Origin of the sequence: Streptomyces sp. NPDC051136, from assembly GCF_044455745.1 — a bacterium.
Taxonomy (GTDB): domain Bacteria; phylum Actinomycetota; class Actinomycetes; order Streptomycetales; family Streptomycetaceae; genus Streptomyces.
This window is the reverse complement of the sequence record NZ_JBITFE010000007.1, coordinates 172,813-190,930: the sequence shown is the minus strand read 5'-3', so window position 1 is coordinate 190,930 and position 18,118 is coordinate 172,813. Positions and strand designations below refer to the sequence as shown.

Sequence of the window (18,118 nt, the reverse complement as noted above, 5' to 3'; positions counted from 1 at the left end):
CGGTCGGTTCAGTCGAACCAGCGGTCCCGGGCCAGTTCCTCCGTGCGGGACTCGTCCTCCAGCAGCGCCGCGACCTCGAAGCGGCGCGGCCACTGGCCGGCCGCCCAGGCCAGGCCCGCGGCCACGCCCTCCAGGGTCGCCGCGTGCAGCGCGCCGTCGTCCGTCAGCCGCCAGTCGATCTCCACACCGTCGACGACCAGTTCCTCGTGCTCCACGTAGGACGCCGGGGTCCGCGTCCCGAGCAGCGTGCGCACCGGCTCCGGTACGTCGTGCTCGGTGCCCTCGGAGTCCACGCGGCCGGTGACCGACTCGCTCAGCCGCCGCACCTGGAACAGCTCCGCCAGTTCTGCGGCCCGGGCCGGGCGGACCGGTAGCAGCGGCACGCCGGACGTGAAGGGCAGCAGGTCGGGCGAGTCGACCACGACCGCGTCGGCGGCGTCCACCACGCGCACCTCGCCGTCGACCACGGCCCGTACCTCGTCCGGCAGGGTGACCTGGTCCGGGTCCAGTTCGGCCAGCGCGCCGTACAGGGCGTGCAGTTGGGCGGCGGTGACCGGGCGGCCGGGGTCGGCAAGGCGGTCCAGGAGTTCGGCCGCGCCACCGGGCTCGTCGAGGAGGGCGGCGACGGAGGTGCGCACGCCCAGCGCCCGCAGGACCTGCTCGTCCTCGAAGCCGGTCGCGTCGGCCTCGTCGTACAGGCCCCGCAGCAGCGGGTCGCCGCCCGCGGCGCGCAGTCCGGCCGGGCGGCGGCCGCCCAGCACCGGGTTCCCGCGCAGCCACCACGCGGTGTACGGCCGTACGACCTCGTGGGTGCCGTCGTGCAGCAGGACCCGCACCGGCTGGATCAGCGCGTCGCGCAGCGGCGGCCGGGACAGCAGGGCGATGGCCTGAGGCCAGTGCGCGTCGTCCACGAGGTCCAGGTCGCGCACGGCGACGATCTCGGTGGCGACCGGCGGGACGGGGCTGTCCGGGAAGCGGTCGAGGACGTCCTCGCTCCACACGTCCACGGCGTCCAGCAGTCCGGCGTCGTCGGGCTCGGCGAAGTCGCCCTCGCGGGGCTCCAGTTCGTCGGGATCCAGGACGACGTCGGTGGCGCGGACCAGGGCGAAGGTGACGAGGACGCCGCAGGCGGCCAGCGGCTCGGGGCCCCACTTCTCGGCGAGTTCGGCGTCCACGGCGGCGAGTTCGTCCTCGCGCATGACCCGGGCGAAGGGACCGTCGGGGAAGACCAGTTCGCTCGCCGGGGAGAGTTCGCCGTCCTCGTCGGGCAGGGCGAGGGCGCCCAGCCAGGGCTCGTCGCCGGGTTCGAGTCCGGCGTCGCGGACCAATGCGAGGACGGTGTCGGCCAGTTCCTCGGCGTCGAGGGCGTCCTCCTCCCAGTCGACGCCGCCCTCGTCGTCCAGGGAGGCGGCGACGGCGGCCCGGACCTGCGGGGTGGTCAGCACGGCGCGCGCGGTGGCCGGGAGGGCGCCGAGCTTCTCGAGCAGCGGGTGGGTGGCGTCCGGGTGGGCGACCTTCAGGCCGAGGCGGGTCAGGACCTCCGGGTCGAGGGAGGCGGCCTGCGGGGAGGGCAGCAGCACCTGCCGGGGACCGATGGTCGTCCGGCCGTCCGCGAGGGGCACCGGCAGCCCGGACAGCCGGTCGGGGTCGACCCCGGCGAGGCTGTCGTAGAGGCCGCGCCACCAGGCGGGTGCCTTCTCCAGACCCGCCAGCCGGTCGACGGCGTCGGTCAGCGGCACCCGCGCCACGCCCAGCGTGCGCAGCTCGGCGCGGCGTTCGAGACCGGCGGGCAGCAGGGTCGGCAGCACCTCGGCGAGCACCCGCACGGTGTCGGCGCCCGCGCCCTCCACCACCTCGGCGTCGCGGGGCCGCAGCGACTCCGGGAGGTCGTCCTCCGCGTCCTGACCGCCGGAGGGAAGGGCGGGCGGCAGGAAGGAGGTTCGGGGGAGCCGGGCGAGGATCGCCTGCCGCAGCGCACCGTCCAGTTCACCCCGGCCCAGCGCGCCGGGCACCAGGTCGATGAGGCCGGCGGAGACCGGCCGCCAGTCGGCGAGCAGCCCGGCGTAGGCGTCGGCGGCCCGCTCCGTGAGAAAGTCCGTCAGCGGTCCCGGCGCGGCGTGCCGGCGGGTGGCGTCCAGCGGGAAGGACGCGATGAGCAGCGCGGGCACCCCGAGCGGCTCGTCGCTGGGCGTGGGCGCGTGGACCACGGGGCTGGTGCCGGGGCGTGCGGGGGCGCCGTCGGCGTCGACGGGCACCGCCCAGGTCACGGACCAGTGGGGGCGCAGCCGCTCCTCCACCGGCCGGTCGGCGAGGAGGTCGGGGGTGAGCGGGCCGTGCGCGGCGGCGGTGCGCCACCGGGTGACGCCCTGTCGGGAGTCCTCCACGACGGTCAGCGCGTCCTCGTCGCGGCGGGTGAGGGTGCGGACCTCGTCCCCGGCCTCGACCACGACCTCCGCCAGGCCCGGCAGGGCGAGGAGCAGGGCGTCGTCCACGGCGCGCAGGAGCCGTTCGGCGAGGTCGGCGGCGGCCGTGTCGCGCAGCGGCAGGATGACGGCCGTGTCGTAGGGGGCGGGGGCGCTGCCCTCGGCGGGGAACGGCAGCCGCAGCAGCGGGACGTGGCCGTCGCGCCGCCGGATCTCGTCCCCGAGGCCGGGACTGTGCCGGGCGGTGTCGGCGGCCAGGTCGCGGGCCTCGGCGAGCGACCAGCGCACCCCGCCGTGCCGGCCGACGACGGCGGGCTCGTCGGTGACGGCCAGCACGGCGGCGAAGCCGACCCCGAACCGGCCGACCGAGCCGGGTGCCGCGTCCCGCTTGGCGGAGGCGCGCAGCGTGGACAGCGACTCGACGCCGCTCGCGTCCAGCGGGGCGCCGGTGTTGGCGGCGACGAGGACACCGTCGCGCAGGGTGAGCCGGAGCCGTCCCGGCACGCCGGAGCGCGCGGCGGCGTCCGCGGCGTTCTGCGCGAGCTCGACGACCAGCCGGTCGCGGTAACCGCCGAGGACGAGGTCCTCCTCCGCGTTGGCGTCCTCACGGAACCGGGCCGGGCTCGTCGCCCAGGCGTCCAGCACCCCGCGCCGCAGACGTGCCGTACCGAACGGATCGGCACCCTCGGCGGCAGGCCGTACGAACATGCTCACGGTGACTCTCCTCATCGACGGACCACGAAGGTACCGCCCCGGCCCTCACCCGACGGAACGCCGATCGCGCACCGGTGTCCGCGAACGAGCCCACCGAGGCCCGACGGCGACCCGGCAACCCCGGCCGGCATCATCCAACCCGTCCGGCGTTTGAGGACGAGCCCGCCGAGGCCCGACGGCGCCCCTGCAGTCCCGGCCGGCATCGTCCAGCCCGTCCGGCGTTTGAGGACGAGGCCGTCAAGGCCGAAGGGGGGTCCGGGGGCACAGCCCCCGGGACGCGAGCCACCACGCACCCGCACCGGAGAACACACCCGCACGGGAGAACGCACCCGCACCCGAGCCGCCCCACCGAGGGACGCCCCCGCCCCTTACGAGTGCCCCAGCTCCGCCGAGTCCTGGTCCTCCCCCACCGGCACGGACCCCGAGTCCGCGGCCGGCCGCAGCGGGAACGGATCCACCCGCGTCTCGTCGATCACCGGCGGAGCCACCCGCGGCGGCTTCGGCATGACGGCCGCCTCGGAGTGCCCGCCGCAGCCGTAGGCCAGCGACACGACGTGGCCGTCGGCCGGGGAGAACTCGTTGGCGCACACTCCGAAGGCCTGCCCGAGCGAACCGCCGATGCGGGCGAGGAACCCGCAGCTGACACAGGAGGCGGGGGCCGCCTGGGCCATCGCGGTCTTCGGGCCGTAGCCCTCCTCCCAGCGGTCGGCCGCGACGTGCAGGCCGTACCGGGACAGCACCCGGGTGCGGCGCAGGCCCAGTTCCTCGGCGACCGCCGAGATGGTGCCGCGGGCCGGAACGGCCGACAGCTCCGCGGGCGGCCCGGCGGTGACCTCGGCGTCCTCGGCCTCGACCAGGTCGGCCATCTCGTGCGAGACCACGGAGTTCGGCGGCGGCTCGTCCTCGCCGGTCCAGCCGGGCTCCAGACGCAGGTCCTCCGCGTCGGTGGGCAGCAGGTCGCCCGGGCCCATGTCGCCGGGGCGCAGCCGCTCGCTCCACGGCACCCACTCGGGAGCCAGCAGCGCGTCGGGGCCGGGCAGCAGCACCGCCTCGTCCACCGTGACGATCTTGGCGCGGGAGGCCCGGGCCACCGTCACGGCCCAGCGCCAGCCCCGGTATCCCATCTCCTTGCAGGCGAAGTAGTGGGTGACGACCCGGTCGCCCTCCGACACCATGCCCTCGTGCTCGCCGACGATGCCGGGGGCGGCGACCTCCTCGGCTGCGGCGCGGGCGAGGTCGACGGCCTCGGCGCACAGGCGGTCAGGGGTGCGGCTTCGCGTTGTCGCTGCGCTCACAGGTATCGCTTCTCTCCATACGCCGTCTCACGAGTGCACCGCTTCCTGCGAGAGGCGGACGGAGCGGACCTGTGGACCGCGTCGACGTCCGCGCCCAGTCGCGCTCGGGCGCACCTACGTCATCCATTCTGCGGGATGGCCGTACGGCGCGCGGCCGAGAACGTTCGCCACGGCGCGCTACGCACGCTACCTGCTCATGTGCCCTGGGCCTACACCGACGGGAGTTTCGGCGGACAACGGTCCGGCGATCCGCGCCGTGCCGGCGTCCGTGTCACCCGACTCGATCACCGCCATACGTGCCGTATCGACGCTACAGCCGCCGTGAACGGGGCACTATGACGGGGTGGCAGCCGCACGGACGGAGTTCAAGCGCGGGAGCCGTGGGCGCGGCCCCGGCTCCCGGTTCCGTGCGGTCGGCCGGGCGTTGCGCCTGCCGGTGACCGGCACCGCGCGCGGCATCCGCCGGGCGACCCACGCGCACGGCGCGGGCGAGTCGGGCCTCGGCAAGCTGATCGAACTGCACGGGGTGAACGGCGCGGGCGACGTCATGATCACCGTCGCGCTCGCCTCCACCGTCTTCTTCTCCGTCCCCACCGACGAGGCGCGCGGCCGGGTCGCCCTGTACCTCGCCATCACCATGGCGCCGTTCACCCTCCTCGCGCCGGTGATCGGCCCGCTCCTGGACCGGCTGCCGCACGGCCGCCGCGCGGCGATGGCGTGCGCGATGGGCGTCCGGGCGCTGCTCGCGCTGGTGCTGTCGGGGGCGGTCGCCACCGGCGGGATCGAGCTGTACCCGGCCGCGCTGGGCGTGCTGGTCGCCTCCAAGGCGTACGGCGTGGTCAGGAGCGCGGTGGTGCCGCGGCTGCTGCCGCCCCGCATCTCCCTGGTGAAGGCGAACTCGCGGGTCACGCTGTGCGGACTGCTGGCCACCGGCGTCGCCGCGCCGATCGGCGCGGGACTCCAGCAGGTGGGACCGCGATGGCCGCTGTACGGAGCTTTCGTGATCTTCGTGGCGGGCACCGTGCTGTCGTTCACGCTGCCCCGGAAGGTGGACTCCGCGCGCGGCGAGGACCGGGCGCTGCTCGCGGCGGACGAGGAGCACCTGCCGGGGCCGCTGCGCAAGCGGGGCAGGCGCCCCGGGCTGCGCACCGTGGGCCCGGCGGTGACGCACGCGCTGGCCGCCAACGCCGGCATCCGCTGCCTGACCGGCTTCCTGATCTTCTTCCTGGCCTTCCTGCTGCGGGTGCACCCGCTGACCGGCCAGAGCGCGGCGGTGTCGCTGGGTATCGTCGGCGTCGCGGCCGGCGCGGGCAACGCGCTGGGCACGGCCGTCGGCGCGTGGCTGCGGTCCCGGGCGCCGGAGATCATCATCGTGACGGTGGTCGCGGTCGTGGTGGGCACGGCGACGGTCACCGCGGTGTTCTTCAGCGCCTTCCTGGTGGCGTGCCTGGCGGCGGTCGCCGGATTCGCGCAGGCGCTGGCCAAGCTGTGCCTGGACGCGCTGATCCAGCGGGACGTGCCGGAGCAGGTGCGCACGTCGGCGTTCGCCCGCTCGGAGACGCTGCTCCAGGTCTCCTGGGTGCTCGGCGGCGCCGTCGGCATCGTGCTGCCGCTCAACGGCACGCTGGGCCTCTCGGTGGCCGCCGCGATCATCGCCGCCGGGTGGCTGACGACCGTACGGGGGCTGCTCGACTCGGCCCGGCACGGGGGAAGGACCCGGCCGAGGGTGGCGTGACCACGCCACGCCGTACCCAGGTGGGGGGCGCGGCAGGGCCGCCGTATAGCCTTCCGCCATGACCACGTTGCCCCGCGGCACCGCCGCTCTCGGACACCGCGTTGTGCGCCGCCGCCGCGCCGTCGCCGCCGCAGGCGCCGTGTCCGCCGGACTGCTCCTGCTGTCCGCCTGTGACGAGCCGACCCCGATCTCGACGATCACGGTCGGCAGTGACTCGGTCAGCTCCGAGGCCACCTGCGGAGGAGAGGGCAAGACCCTCTCGGCCGACGAGATCGACAAGTGCCTGCAGGACAAGGACGCGAAGTCCATCACCGTCGACCAGGACGAGACCGTGCGCTTCGGCGTCGACCCCGACATCGCCGACAAGCACTGGACCATCCTGATGAACGGTCAGCAGCTGGTCGAGGACAGCGACAAGACCTACCGCACCGTGCCGGGCAGCGTGTTCTTCAACGCGCAGTACGGCGCCCAGGGCAACTCGACGAACGTCGCCGTCGCCGCCCGGGACGGCAAGGACGAGAGCCAGAAGATCACCGGCGTGTGGGTCTTCAAGCTCAAGAAGGACTGACCACGTCCCCCGTGCGCCTCCTCGTGGCCACCGCGGTCCCCGCCGAACGGGACGCGGTGGCCCGGGCCTTCCCCGCCCCGGGCGCTCGGGTGCCCCTCCCCGGGGTCGTCCTGCACCGGCTGCCGGAGGGCTGGGACCTGCTGGCCGCCGGAGTCGGCCCGGCCCTCGCCGCCGCCTCCACCGCCGCCGCCCTGACCGCCGCGGCCCTCGGCGGTACGCCCTACGACCTGGTCGTCTCGGCCGGCATCGGCGGCGGCTTCGCCCCGCACGCGCCCGTCGGCTCGCTCGTCGTCGCCGACGCCGTCACCGCGGCCGACCTGGGCGCCGAGACCGCCGACGGCTTCCTCCCGGTCACCGACCTCGGCTTCGGCACCGTCACCCACCACCCGCCGGCCGGCCTCGTCGCCGCCGTCGCCGCCGCGACCGGCGCCCGCCCCGGCACCGTCCTGACCGGATCCACGGTCACCGGCACCGCCCGGCGCGCCGCGCTGCTGCGCGAACGCCACCCGAACGCCCTCGCCGAGGCCATGGAGGGCTTCGGCGTCGCCGAGGCCGCCGCCGCGCACGGCGTGCCGGTGCTGGAACTGCGCGCGGTCTCCAACCCGGTCGGCCCGCGCGACCGCGCCGCCTGGCGCATCGGCGAGGCACTCGCGGCCCTGACGGACGCCTTCGGGAAGCTCGCCCCCGTCCTCACGAGTTGGAACCCACATGAGCGCTGACACTTTGCGGATCGCGTACTCCCCCTGCCCGAACGACACCTTCGTCTTCGACGCCCTGGCGCACGGCCGCGTCCCGGACGCCCCCGCCCTCGACGTGACCTTCGCGGACATCGACATCACCAACGGCATGGCCGAACGCGGCGAGTTCGACGTGCTGAAGGTGTCGTACGCCGTCCTGCCGTACGTCCTGGACGACTGGGCCCTGCTGCCCTGCGGCGGCGCGCTCGGGCGGGGCTGCGGGCCGCTGGTGCTGACCCGGGAGGCGGACGCCGACCTGCGCGGGCGCACGGTGGCGGTGCCGAGCGAAACGTCGACCGCCTACCTGCTGTTCCGCCTCTGGGCGGCGGACACGGTGCCCGGGGGGGTCGGCGAGATCGTGGTCATGCCCTTCCACGAGATCATGCCGGCCGTGCGGGACGGGAAGGTCGACGCGGGACTCGTGATCCACGAGGCACGCTTCACCTACCGGAACTACGGGCTGCACAAGCTCGCCGACATGGGTGAGCACTGGGAGCGGACCACCGGGCTGCCGATCCCGCTCGGCGCGATCATCGCCAGGCGGTCCCTGGGCGAGGAGACGCTGACCCGCCTGGCCGAGGCCGTCCGGACGTCCGTCCGCGCGGCCTGGGACGACCCGGAGGCCTCCCGCCCGTACGTCATGGAGCACGCCCAGGAGATGGACCCGGCCGTCGCCGACCAGCACATCGGGCTGTACGTCAACGAGTTCACCGCCGACCTCGGCGAGGACGGCTACGCGGCGATCCGGGGCCTGCTGACCCGCGCGGCGGCCGAGGGACTGGTACCGGCCCTCGGCCCGGACGCGCTGGCGTTCCCGTAGGACGAGCGGGGCGGGAGGATCAGACGTCGAGCTGGTCGGCGACCGCGCGGAGCAGCCCGGCGATCTTCTTGCCGGCCGTCTTCTCGGGGTAGCGGCCGCGCTCCAGCATCGGCGTGATGTTCTCCAGGAGGGTCGTCAGGTCCTGCACGATGGAGGCCAGCTCGTCCGGCTTCTTGCGCTGCGCGGCCGCGACCGAGGGGGCCGGGTCGAGCAGGGCCAGCGAGAGGGCCTGGTCCCCGCGCTGCCCGGCGACGACTCCGAACTCGACGCGCTGCCCCGGCTTCAGGCTCTCGACTCCGGCGGGGAGGACCGAGGAATGGACGAAGACGTCACCGCCGTCGTCGCGGGAGAGAAAGCCGAAGCCCTTCTCACTGTTGAACCACTTGACCTTGCCGGTGGGCACCGTCTGTCCTCGTCCTCGTACTCGTCGGAAAACTGCTCGGAAACCTGCTCGAAAAACGGCTTTTGACAGCACTTGGGCGGATCGTCCGGACCCGCCGGTACCAAGGCTAATGGCGTGGAGGCCGGTGACAAGACGTCCCCCGGTCGTTCCTCAGGCCTGGGAACTACCCTGGTCGGGTGCGTGAACAAACCCAAACGAATTCCGCCGCGCCCGGTGACCAGTTGATCCGCGCCGGGGCGATCGTCTTCTTCGTCGGCGCCGTCGCCACTCTGGTCACGGTGGCCCCGCTGCTGCTGGGCACGTCGCCCTTTCCCACCTACATGTTCGGACTGAGCATGCTGATGGCCGTGGGCTTCCTGGTCGCCGGTGCCGGGGTGCTCCGGTCGATCGCCGCCGGGCGGCGTCAGGCGCGTGCCGCGTCGAGGCCCTCGGTGTCGCCCTCGCCGTCCCGGTAGGCCGCCAGCCACCGCGGGAAGGCGGTGAGGTCGGCGAGGACCACGTCGGCGCCGGCGGCGCGCAGCTCCTCGGCGTCGCACGGGCCGCTGGCCACGGCGACCGAGCGGGCCCCGGCGGCGCGGGCTCCGCGTACGTCGCCGACGTGGTCGCCGACGTAGACGTCCGCGTCGTGCTCGCGCAGGGCGACGGCCTTCTGCTCGGCCCACAGGCCGCCGATCACGGCGTCCGGCTCGATGCCGAGGTGCGCCAGGTGCAGCTTGGCGTTCGGCTCGTACTTCGCCGTGACGACGACGGCCCGCCCGCCGGCCGCGCGGACGGCGGCGACGGCCTCGCGGGCGCCGGGCAGCGCGAGCGTCGGCTCGATCGCGTACGCCGGGTACATCTCCCGGTACAGGTCGGCGACGGCCTCGATCTCGCCGGCCGGGAACCAGTGGGCCAGCTCGTCGGCGAGCGGCGGGCCGAGCCGGGTGACGGCCAGGTCGGCGTCGACGTACGTCCCCGTGCGCGCGCTCAGCTCCAGGTAGCAGGCGCGGATGCCGGGCCGCGAGTCGATCAGCGTCATGTCGAGGTCGAAACCGACGGTGGGCGCGGGGCGGGGCGTGGAGGACATGGCCCCCATTGTGCCGGTCCCCCGGCGGACCGGGTCAGCCGCGGGGGCGGCGGGCTCGCCACAGCAGGTACAGGGCGGTGGCCACGGCGGCGGTGCGCAGGACCCAGGGCCAGGTGTCGGCGACGGCCTCGTTCAGCCGGCCCTCGGCGACCGGGTCGCCCCAGCGGCCCTCGGTACGGCCCCACAGCCAGACGGCCCCGGCGGCGGCGACCGTGCCGGGCAGGCCGAGGACGGCCCACTTCGACTGGGCCGGGGTGAGCCGGCGCGAGAGGTAGGCGATCAGCCAGCCCAGGCCCAGCGGGACGAGGCTGCCGAACACGGCGCCGGCGACCAGGAGGGCCGCGGCGAGCAGCAGCAGGGGATTGTTCCAGCCGCCCTCGGGCCACAGGCGGCGCAGGCGGCGGGTCCTGGTCTTCACCGCGGGCCCGGCCGCCGGGTCGCCGGCCTCCGCCGCAGCGGCGGGCCCGGGCGTCTGCCCGTCTGCGGCGGGCTTCCCCTCCGCCCCGTCCTGCGGTTTCGGCGGGCGCCTGAGCAGCTCCGGGATCTCGACGCCGCCGACGAACCCGGGCACGCTGTCGCCGAGGACCGAGCCGGCGAAGGGGCCGTCGTCGACGCGCCACCAGTCGGGTTGGCGCCCGCTCCCGCTCCCCAGCTCGGCCGCGCTCGCGAGGTGGGGCGGGGAGGCGGCCGGAGGACCGGCCGGGGGTTCGGGTGCGGGGTGCCGCCGGCCCTTGCCCCGCTCGGCGTCGCGGGGCCCGGGGTCCCGTTGTTCGGGCACCGCCGTGGGCGCGGGCGCCCGGTCGCTCGCGCCGCCGGTGCCGCCCGCCGCGGTGACGACGTCGTCGGGGTCGCCCAGCCGGTCCAGGATGCGGCGGACGGCGGCGGGGCTGTCCACGGCGGTCCGCGCGCGGTGGCGGTCGATCTCGTTGCGCAGTTCCGACACCAGCCGCATGCGGGTGGCCGACGGCAGCTGCCGCTGCTGGGCCACGTCGCCGACGCGGCTCAGATACTCGAAGACGACCTGATCGCTCTCGATCCCCACGTTCCCCTCCGGGGCGGTGCGTTGCGGTACCCGTCGTAGCCCTCGTAGCCCGTCGGACGACGGTACCCAATTCTCGGCGGCCGGCCGACGGCACCGCACCGTCGCACGCACACCTCCGCCGTCGTACCCACCCGCTAACGTGGACCGGATGAGCACCGAGGAGAAGTCCGCGGCCCCCCGGTCCCTCGCGGAGGCGCTCCGCGTCAGGGACGACGTCTCGCTGGCCGCCCTCCTGCGCAGCCGTCCGGACCTCGTCACACCCGTGCCGACCGACCTCACCCAGCTGGCGACCCGGGCCGGCACCCGCGCCTCGGTGGTGCGGGCGCTGGAGCGCCTCGACCGGTTCGCGTTGCAGACCGCCGAGGCGCTGGCCGTGGCGCCCGACCCGGCGTCGTACGGGGAGCTGCTGGCGCTGATGGGCGGTGACGAGGAGGACCCGGTCGTCGCCGCCGCGCTGCCCCGGGCCGCCGCCCTGCTGCGCGAGCAGGCGCTGGTGTGGGGCGCCGACGACCGGCTGCGGCTGGTGCGCACCGCCCGTGAGCTGCTCGCCCCCTCCGCTCAGCATCCGTCCCCGACGGGGCTCGGTCCGACCGTGCGGGAGGCGACGGCGGGGATGTCCCCGGGCCGGATCCAGGAGATCCTCGCCACCGTCGGGCTGCCCTCGACCCATGACTCCGTCTCCGCCGTGTCCGCGCTCGGCGCGCTCTTCGCCGACCGGCGGCGGATGGCGGCGCTCCTCGGCGGACTGCCCGAGGAGTCCCGGGAGGTGCTGGCCCGTCTGGTGTGGGGTCCGCCGTACGGCCAGGTCACCCACGACCCCGCGGCGCATCTGCGGGCGCTGCTCGACCGCGGACTGCTGCTGCCGACGGCGCCCGGCACGGTGGTGCTGCCCCGCGAGGTCGCGCTGCACCTGCGCGCGGGCCGGGCGCACCGGGTGCCCGAGCCGGTGCCGCCGCCGGTGGAGGCGGCCGCCGCGCACCGTCCACAGGTTGTGGACGCCACCGCGGCCGGGCAGGCCCTGGCGGCGCTGGCGACCGTGGAGGAGCTGCTGAAGGAGTGGGACGAGGGCGGCCCCGCGGTGCTGCGGGCCGGCGGTCTGAGCGTGCGCGACCTGAAGCGGACCGCGGTCGCCCTGGACGTGCCGGAGCCGGTCGCCGCCTTCTGGGTCGAACTGGCCTACGGGGCGGGTCTGATCGCCTCCGACGGCGAGGCAGAGGAACGCTACGCCGCGACCCCGGCGTACGACGAGTGGCGCGAACTGCCGCCCGCCGAGCGGTGGGTACTGCTCGCGCAAACGTGGCTGACGGCGACCCGGACGGCGGGCGTGGTCGGCGGGCGGGACGCGAAGGACCGCACGCTCTCGGCGCTGGGCCCGAACCTGGACCGTTCGGCGGCGCCGGAGGTGCGGCACCGGGTGCTCGCCCTGCTGGCGGCGCTGCCCGAGGGTGCCTCGCCCGTCGAGGAGTCGGTGCTGGCCCGGCTGCGCTGGGAGCGGCCGCTGCGCGGCCCGCAGCGGGGGGCGGGAGCGGCACAGGAGGAGGATCTACGCAGCCGGATCGCGCGGTGGACGCTGTCGGAGGCGGAGTTGCTGGGCGTCACCGGGCGCGGTGCGCTGGCGGCGCCGGGCCGGGCGCTGATCGGCGCGCCCGAGGCGCCCCGCCCGGCATCTCGGGAGGAGCCGGAGGGGCCGGAGGGACCGGGCGCCAAGCTCCCGGTCCACCATCACCGCACGGCCACGGCGGTCGTTCCCCCGACCCCCGCGGAGCGGGCCGCCGCCGCCGCGGCCGCGGCCCGGTTGCTGGCTCCGCTCTTCCCCGAGCCGCTGGACCACGTGCTGCTCCAGGCCGACCTGACGGCGGTGGCGCCGGGGCCGCTGGAGCGCGGGCTGGCCGACGTGCTGGGGGTGCTCGCGGACGTGGAGTCCAAGGGCGGGGCGACCGTCTACCGGTTCACGCCGGGGTCGGTGCGCCGTGCGCTGGACGCCGGGCAGAGCGCTTCCGACCTGCACGCGTTCCTCGCCCGGCACTCCCGTACGCCGGTGCCGCAGCCGCTGACGTACCTGATCGACGACGTGGCCCGGCGGCACGGGCGGCTGCGGGTGGGCGCGGCCTCGGCGTACGTGCGTTGCGACGACGACGCGACGCTGGACGAGATCCTCGCCGACCGGCGGGCCGCCGCCCTCGGTCTGCGCCGTCTGGCGCCCACCGTGCTGGCCGCGCAGGCCGACCCGGCGGCGCTGCTGGAGGGGCTGCGGGCGATCGGGTTCGCGCCGGCCGCCGAGTCCGCCGCGGGTGACGTGCTGATCGCCCGCGCGGACTCCCACCGCACCCCGCCGCGGTCGGCGCCCGAGCCGGTCCCGGACGGTCCGCCGGCGCCCGACGACACGCTTCTGGCGGCGGCGATCCGTGCCGTGCGCGCCGGTGACCTGGCCTCCACGGCCCCGCGCAAGCCGGGCCCCGGGGACGCCGAGGGCGGCGACGGAAGCGGCGCGCCGGGTGGCACGCTGCCCCGCACGGGCGCCGCCGAGACGCTGGCCACGATGCAGGCGGCGGTACTGACCGGCGAGGCGCTGTGGATCGGCTACGTGAACGCCGAGGGCGCGGCCAGCCAGCGGGTGATCGCGCCGATCCGGGTCGAGGGCGGCTTCGTGACGGCGTACGACCACACGGCGGACGAGGTGCGCACCTACCCCCTGCACCGGGTCACGGGCGTGGCGGAGCTGGCCGACGACGCGGGCTGAACCGGCGGACGGCACCCGCGCACGAGGCGCGCCGCCCGTCCGGGGGCACGCGGTCGTGCACGCACACCACTCCGGGTGATCGAGATACGGCCGCCCGCCGCGCCGCCCCCACCGCGGCGCCGGTCGTGGCGTTCGCCGCGGGGACCGCGGCGCCGGAGGGGGCGCTCGTCGACGTCTTCGGCGTCGCTCTCCGGCAGGCCTGGCGCCGCGATCAGGCACACTGGACGTTTGGCCGAGCCGTCGTCCGGCCGTACGCACGCGAAAGGGTGCCGCCCGTGAATGGTCCGCTGATCGTCCAGTCCGACAAGACCCTGCTCCTCGAAGTCGACCACGAGCAGGCAGGCGACTGCCGTCGGGCCATCGCGCCCTTCGCCGAACTGGAGCGGGCGCCGGAGCACATCCACACCTACCGGGTGACCCCGCTGGGCCTGTGGAACGCGCGGGCCGCGGGGCACGACGCCGAGCAGGTCGTGGACGCGCTCGTCGAGTACAGCCGCTACCCGGTGCCGCACGCGCTGCTGGTCGACATCGCCGAGACGATGGACCGCTACGGCCGCCTCACCCTCTCCAAGCACCCGGCGCACGGTCTGGTGCTGACGACCACCGACCGCCCGGTGCTGGAGGAGGTGCTGAAGTCGAAGCGGATCGCGCCGCTGGTCGGCGCCCGCATCGACGCCGACACGGTCGCCGTGCACCCCTCCGAGCGGGGGCAGATCAAGCAGACGCTGCTGAAGCTGGGCTGGCCGGCCGAGGACCTCGCCGGGTACGTCGACGGCGAGGCGCACCCGATCGAGCTGGCCCAGGACGGCTGGGCGCTGCGCCCGTACCAGGAGCAGGCGGTGGAGAACTTCTGGCACGGCGGCAGCGGGGTCGTCGTCCTCCCCTGCGGTGCGGGCAAGACGCTGGTCGGGGCGGGTGCGATGGCGCAGGCCAAGTCGACGACGCTGATCCTGGTCACCAACACCGTCTCCGCCCGGCAGTGGAAGCACGAGCTGATCAAGCGCACGTCGCTGACCGAGGACGAGATCGGCGAGTACAGCGGCACCCGCAAGGAGATCCGGCCGGTCACCATCGCCACGTACCAGGTGCTGACGACCCGGCGCAAGGGCGTCTACCCGCACCTGGAGCTGTTCGACTCCCGGGACTGGGGGCTGGTCGTCTACGACGAGGTGCACCTGCTGCCGGCGCCGGTCTTCAAGTTCACCGCGGACCTCCAGGCCCGGCGGCGCCTCGGTCTCACCGCGACCCTCGTGCGCGAGGACGGCCGCGAGTCGGACGTGTTCTCCCTGATCGGCCCGAAGCGGTTCGACGCGCCGTGGAAGGAGATCGAGGCGCAGGGCTACATCGCACCCGCCGACTGCGTGGAGGTCCGGGTCAACCTGACCGACTCCGAGCGGCTCGCGTACGCGACCGCCGAGGCGGAGGAGAAGTACCGCTTCTGCGCGACGACCGACACGAAGCGGAAGGTGACCGAGGCGCTCGTGCGGCGCTTCGCCGGCCAGCAGATCCTCGTCATCGGCCAGTACATCGACCAGCTCGACGAGCTGGGCGAGCACCTGGGCGCTCCGGTGATCAAGGGCGAGACGTCCAACGCCCAGCGGGAGAAGCTCTTCGACTCCTTCCGGCAGGGCGAGATCAGCGTGCTCGTCGTCTCGAAGGTGGCGAACTTCTCGATCGACCTGCCGGAGGCGACGGTCGCCATCCAGGTGTCGGGCACCTTCGGGTCGCGGCAGGAGGAGGCCCAGCGCCTGGGCCGGGTACTGCGGCCGAAGGCCGACGGGCACCAGGCGCACTTCTACTCGGTCGTCGCCCGCGACACCCTCGACCAGGACTTCGCCGCCCACCGCCAGCGCTTCCTGGCGGAACAGGGCTACGCCTACCGGATCATGGACGCGGACGAGGTGCTGGAGGGAAGCTGAGGCCGGCGGTCTCAGTGCCGGCGGACACCGGCCTCCTCGCCGTACTCGCCGAGGACGACCACGTCGAAGGCGGCGCCCGCGAACACCCTGACGGCGCGCAGGGTGTCACCGAGCCGGTGCCGGTGGCCGGCGGCCACGGGCGTGGCACCGGACGCGCGGCCCGGTGCCGGGGCGGGGGAGATGGTTGCTGCGCTCATGTCTCCATGGTGCGACCGCACACCCCCGGCCCGCATCGGTCTGCGGACCCAGTCCTCGCCGGCCTCCGCTCCTACCGTGGAGGGAGCGCATCCCCCGGAGCGGATGACGTGATCCCCTAGGGGATGTCCCGCGGCGGGGAAAACGGTTGGCCCGCGCCGGGTCCGCTCCCCTACACTCTCCGCTCTTGCCCGCCTCCCCACGGAGTGCCGCCGTCCGGACGGAAACCGGTCGGTCCACCGCGCGTTCCGCGCCCACCGCACCGCAGGTCATCCGGAGGCACCCCCTTGTCCACGCCCGTCCACGACGACCCCCTGTCCAGGGAACGCTCCCATCTGGCCGCGTCCCGCTCCGCCCTGCGCGCGATGCGGGCGGACGTGGAGTCGCTCGACATCTCCGACGTCACCGCGAACTGGGTCAACGCCGCCGTCCTGGAGCGGCAGATCGAGGAGCGCATCAAGGCGCTGGCCGACCTCAGCGGGACCCCCCTGTTCTTCGGCCGGCTCGACTACCTGCACGCTCCGGGTGCCGAGCGGGCCGAGGGGGCGCAGGGAGAGCGGTTCTACGTCGGGCGCCGGCACGTGCACGACGCGGACGGCGACCCGATGGTGATCGACTGGCGTGCGCCGGTCTCGCAGCCGTTCTACCGGGCCTCGAAGAAGGACCCGCAGGACGTCTCGCTGCGCCGCCGCTTCGGATACACCGGCGGCGACCTCACGGCCTACGAGGACGAGCACCTGTCCGACCCGGCCGAGGCGGCGACCACCAGCAAGCTGCTCCAGCAGGAGATCGAACGGCCCCGCGTCGGACCGATGCGGGACATCGTGGCGACGATCCAGCCCGAGCAGGACGAGATCGTGCGCGCCGGACTGGCCGGTTCGGTCTGCGTGCAGGGCGGCCCCGGCACCGGGAAGACCGCCGTCGGCCTGCACCGGGTCGCCTACCTCCTGTACGCGCACCGCGAGCGCCTGGCCCGCACCGGCACCCTGGTCATCGGCCCGAACCGGTCCTTCCTGCACTACATCGAGCAGGTGCTGCCGGCCCTGGGCGAGCTGGCGGTCCGCCAGGCGACCGTCGACGACCTGGTGGCGCACGTCGAGGTGCGCGGCGCGGACGAGGCGGCGACGGCGGTCGTCAAGGGGGACGCCCGCATGGCCCAGGTGCTGCGCCGGGCCCTCTACTCCCACGTCACCCCGCCCGCCGAGGGCGTCGTCGTGGTGCGCGGCTCGCGCCGCTGGCGGGTGCCGGTGTACGAGCTGGAGGACATCGTCCGCGAGCTGCTCGCCCGGGACATCCGCTACGGCGCCGCCCGCGAGGCGCTGCCGCAGCGGATCGCGCACGCCGTGCTGGTGCAGATGGAGCGGGCGGGCGAGGCGCCGGACGACCGGGTGCAGAACACGGTGGCGCGCAACGCGGCCGTGAAGGCGCTGGTGAAGTCGGTGTGGCCGCAGGTGGACCCGGCGAAGCTGGTGCTGCGGCTGCTCACCGACGCGGACTTCCTCGCCGAGCACGCCGAGGGGGTGCTCACCCCGGAGGAGCAGAAGGCGGTGCTGTGGGTGAAGCCGGCCCGCTCGGTGAAGTCCGCCCGGTGGTCGCCCGCCGACGCCGTACTGATCGACGAGGCGACGGACCTGATCGAGCGCACCCACTCCCTGGGCCACGTGGTCCTGGACGAGGCGCAGGACCTCTCCCCGATGCAGTACCGCGCGGTGGGCCGGCGCTGTACCACCGGCTCGGCGACCGTCCTCGGCGACCTGGCGCAGGGCACCACGCCGTGGGCGACCCGGAGCTGGGAGGAGGCGCTGGGGCACCTGGGCAAGGGCGAGGCGGTGGTCGAGGAGCTGACGGCCGGTTTCCGCGTGCCGACGGACGTCATCGCGTACGCCTCCCGGCTGCTGCCGCACATCGCGCCGGGGCTGACGCCGGTGGCGTCGATCCGCGAGAACCCGGGCTTCTTCGACATCCGCACGGCCCCGGAGGGGACGGCGGACGTGGTGGCGGCGTGCCGCGAGCTGCTGGAGCGGGAGGGCTCGGTCGGGCTGATCGCCGCCGACGCGAGGGTGCCGGAGCTGGCGGCGGCCCTGGCGGCGGCCGGAATCGGCCACGTCGGCCCCGGCGAGGAGACCACGCAGGCCACCCGCCTGACCCTGGTCCCGGCCTCGCTGGCCAAGGGCCTGGAGTACGACTACGTGGTGCTGGACGAGCCGCGGGCCGTGGTCGACGGCGAGCCGGACGAACGGACGGGGCTGCGCCGCCTGTACGTGGCGCTGACCCGAGCGGTGTCGGGGCTGGTCGTCACCCACGCGACGGGACTGCCGCCGCAGCTGGGGTGAGCCGCCGGCGCCCTGGACGCGGCGACACCGTCGGCCGCCGCTCGGTCGTCCCGCGGCGCTCGGCGCACCCGCGTCCCGACAACCCCGAGACCGGCTCGGTCTCCGTCGTCGTCGCGCCCGTGCGCTCG

The 18,118-nt window shown here is 75.2% G+C and carries 14 protein-coding genes; 8 read left to right on the top strand and 6 right to left on the bottom strand.

What is annotated here, in order from left to right:
* Positions 1-8: 8 nt before the first annotated feature.
* Both ACIBCJ_RS21410 and ACIBCJ_RS21405 read right to left on the bottom strand, forming a co-directional pair.
* Positions 9-3,137: a sacsin N-terminal ATP-binding-like domain-containing protein gene (locus tag ACIBCJ_RS21410; protein ID WP_365980768.1), complete on the bottom strand. Its 3,129-nt coding sequence runs from the start codon at positions 3,135-3,137 to the stop codon at positions 9-11.
* A gap of 368 nt (positions 3,138-3,505) precedes the next feature.
* Positions 3,506-4,432: a DUF3027 domain-containing protein gene (locus tag ACIBCJ_RS21405; RefSeq protein WP_133888930.1), complete on the bottom strand. Its 927-nt coding sequence runs from the start codon at positions 4,430-4,432 to the stop codon at positions 3,506-3,508.
* A 343-nt stretch (positions 4,433-4,775) separates the two neighbouring features.
* Between ACIBCJ_RS21405 and ACIBCJ_RS21400 the strand changes: the two genes are divergently transcribed.
* Genes ACIBCJ_RS21400 through ACIBCJ_RS21385 form a run of 4 tightly spaced genes read left to right on the top strand, consistent with a single transcriptional unit; the run spans position 4,776 to position 8,292 of the window.
* A complete protein-coding gene (locus ACIBCJ_RS21400) occupies positions 4,776-6,167 on the top strand; it encodes an MFS transporter (RefSeq protein ID WP_362101574.1) in 1,392 nt (463 codons plus the stop codon).
* 58 nt (positions 6,168-6,225) lie between these two features.
* Entirely contained in the window at positions 6,226-6,735 is a 510-nt protein-coding gene (locus tag ACIBCJ_RS21395; protein WP_362101577.1) for a DUF2771 domain-containing protein, read from the top strand.
* Between the two features lie 11 nt (positions 6,736-6,746).
* Complete coding sequence (locus ACIBCJ_RS21390; protein WP_362101580.1) at positions 6,747-7,454, top strand: futalosine hydrolase; 708 nt, start codon at positions 6,747-6,749, stop codon at positions 7,452-7,454.
* Complete coding sequence (locus tag ACIBCJ_RS21385) at positions 7,444-8,292, top strand: 1,4-dihydroxy-6-naphthoate synthase (RefSeq protein WP_362101583.1); 849 nt, start codon at positions 7,444-7,446, stop codon at positions 8,290-8,292. Before ACIBCJ_RS21390 ends, ACIBCJ_RS21385 begins: the two co-directional genes overlap by 11 nt.
* Before the next feature lie 19 nt (positions 8,293-8,311).
* Here the strand turns inward: ACIBCJ_RS21385 and ACIBCJ_RS21380 are convergent, their stop codons facing one another.
* Positions 8,312-8,695 (bottom strand): cold-shock protein, encoded by a 384-nt coding sequence (locus ACIBCJ_RS21380; RefSeq protein ID WP_003974650.1) that lies wholly within the window; start codon positions 8,693-8,695, stop codon positions 8,312-8,314.
* Positions 8,696-8,871: 176 nt separating this feature from the next.
* Between ACIBCJ_RS21380 and ACIBCJ_RS21375 the strand changes: the two genes are divergently transcribed.
* Positions 8,872-9,150, top strand: a complete 279-nt coding sequence (locus ACIBCJ_RS21375; protein WP_365980769.1) for a hypothetical protein — start codon at positions 8,872-8,874, stop codon at positions 9,148-9,150.
* Here ACIBCJ_RS21375 and ACIBCJ_RS21370 read toward each other — a convergent pair.
* On the bottom strand, positions 9,099-9,761 hold the full coding sequence (locus ACIBCJ_RS21370) for a haloacid dehalogenase-like hydrolase (RefSeq protein WP_362101591.1): 663 nt from the start codon (positions 9,759-9,761) through the stop codon (positions 9,099-9,101). The genes ACIBCJ_RS21375 and ACIBCJ_RS21370 overlap by 52 nt on opposite strands.
* Positions 9,762-9,795: 34 nt before the next feature.
* Positions 9,796-10,803 (bottom strand): hypothetical protein, encoded by a 1,008-nt coding sequence (locus tag ACIBCJ_RS21365; protein WP_365980770.1) that lies wholly within the window; start codon positions 10,801-10,803, stop codon positions 9,796-9,798.
* A gap of 148 nt (positions 10,804-10,951) precedes the next feature.
* Between ACIBCJ_RS21365 and ACIBCJ_RS21360 the strand changes: the two genes are divergently transcribed.
* Both ACIBCJ_RS21360 and ACIBCJ_RS21355 read left to right on the top strand, forming a co-directional pair.
* Entirely contained in the window at positions 10,952-13,543 is a 2,592-nt protein-coding gene (locus ACIBCJ_RS21360; RefSeq protein WP_365980771.1) for a helicase-associated domain-containing protein, read from the top strand.
* Between the two features lie 275 nt (positions 13,544-13,818).
* Positions 13,819-15,462, top strand: coding sequence for a DNA repair helicase XPB (locus ACIBCJ_RS21355; RefSeq protein ID WP_362101599.1), 1,644 nt, complete (start codon positions 13,819-13,821; stop codon positions 15,460-15,462).
* Positions 15,463-15,473: 11 nt separating this feature from the next.
* Here the strand turns inward: ACIBCJ_RS21355 and ACIBCJ_RS21350 are convergent, their stop codons facing one another.
* A complete protein-coding gene (locus ACIBCJ_RS21350; RefSeq protein ID WP_208298409.1) occupies positions 15,474-15,659 on the bottom strand; it encodes a hypothetical protein in 186 nt (61 codons plus the stop codon).
* 285 nt (positions 15,660-15,944) lie between these two features.
* Between ACIBCJ_RS21350 and ACIBCJ_RS21345 the strand changes: the two genes are divergently transcribed.
* Complete coding sequence (locus ACIBCJ_RS21345) at positions 15,945-17,990, top strand: ATP-binding domain-containing protein (protein WP_365980772.1); 2,046 nt, start codon at positions 15,945-15,947, stop codon at positions 17,988-17,990.
* The last annotated feature ends 128 nt before the right edge of the window (positions 17,991-18,118 follow it).

Excerpts from the sequence above, each read along its gene's own strand:
- ACIBCJ_RS21385 (WP_362101583.1), top strand. The coding sequence starts at position 7,444 with ATGAGCGCTGACACTTTGCGGATCGCGTACTCCCCCTGCCCGAACGAC.
- ACIBCJ_RS21350 (WP_208298409.1), bottom strand. The coding sequence starts at position 15,659 with ATGAGCGCAGCAACCATCTCCCCCGCCCCGGCACCGGGCCGCGCGTCC.
- ACIBCJ_RS21395 (WP_362101577.1), top strand. The coding sequence starts at position 6,226 with ATGACCACGTTGCCCCGCGGCACCGCCGCTCTCGGACACCGCGTTGTG.
- ACIBCJ_RS21360 (WP_365980771.1), top strand. The coding sequence starts at position 10,952 with ATGAGCACCGAGGAGAAGTCCGCGGCCCCCCGGTCCCTCGCGGAGGCG.
- ACIBCJ_RS21370 (WP_362101591.1), bottom strand. The coding sequence starts at position 9,761 with ATGTCCTCCACGCCCCGCCCCGCGCCCACCGTCGGTTTCGACCTCGAC.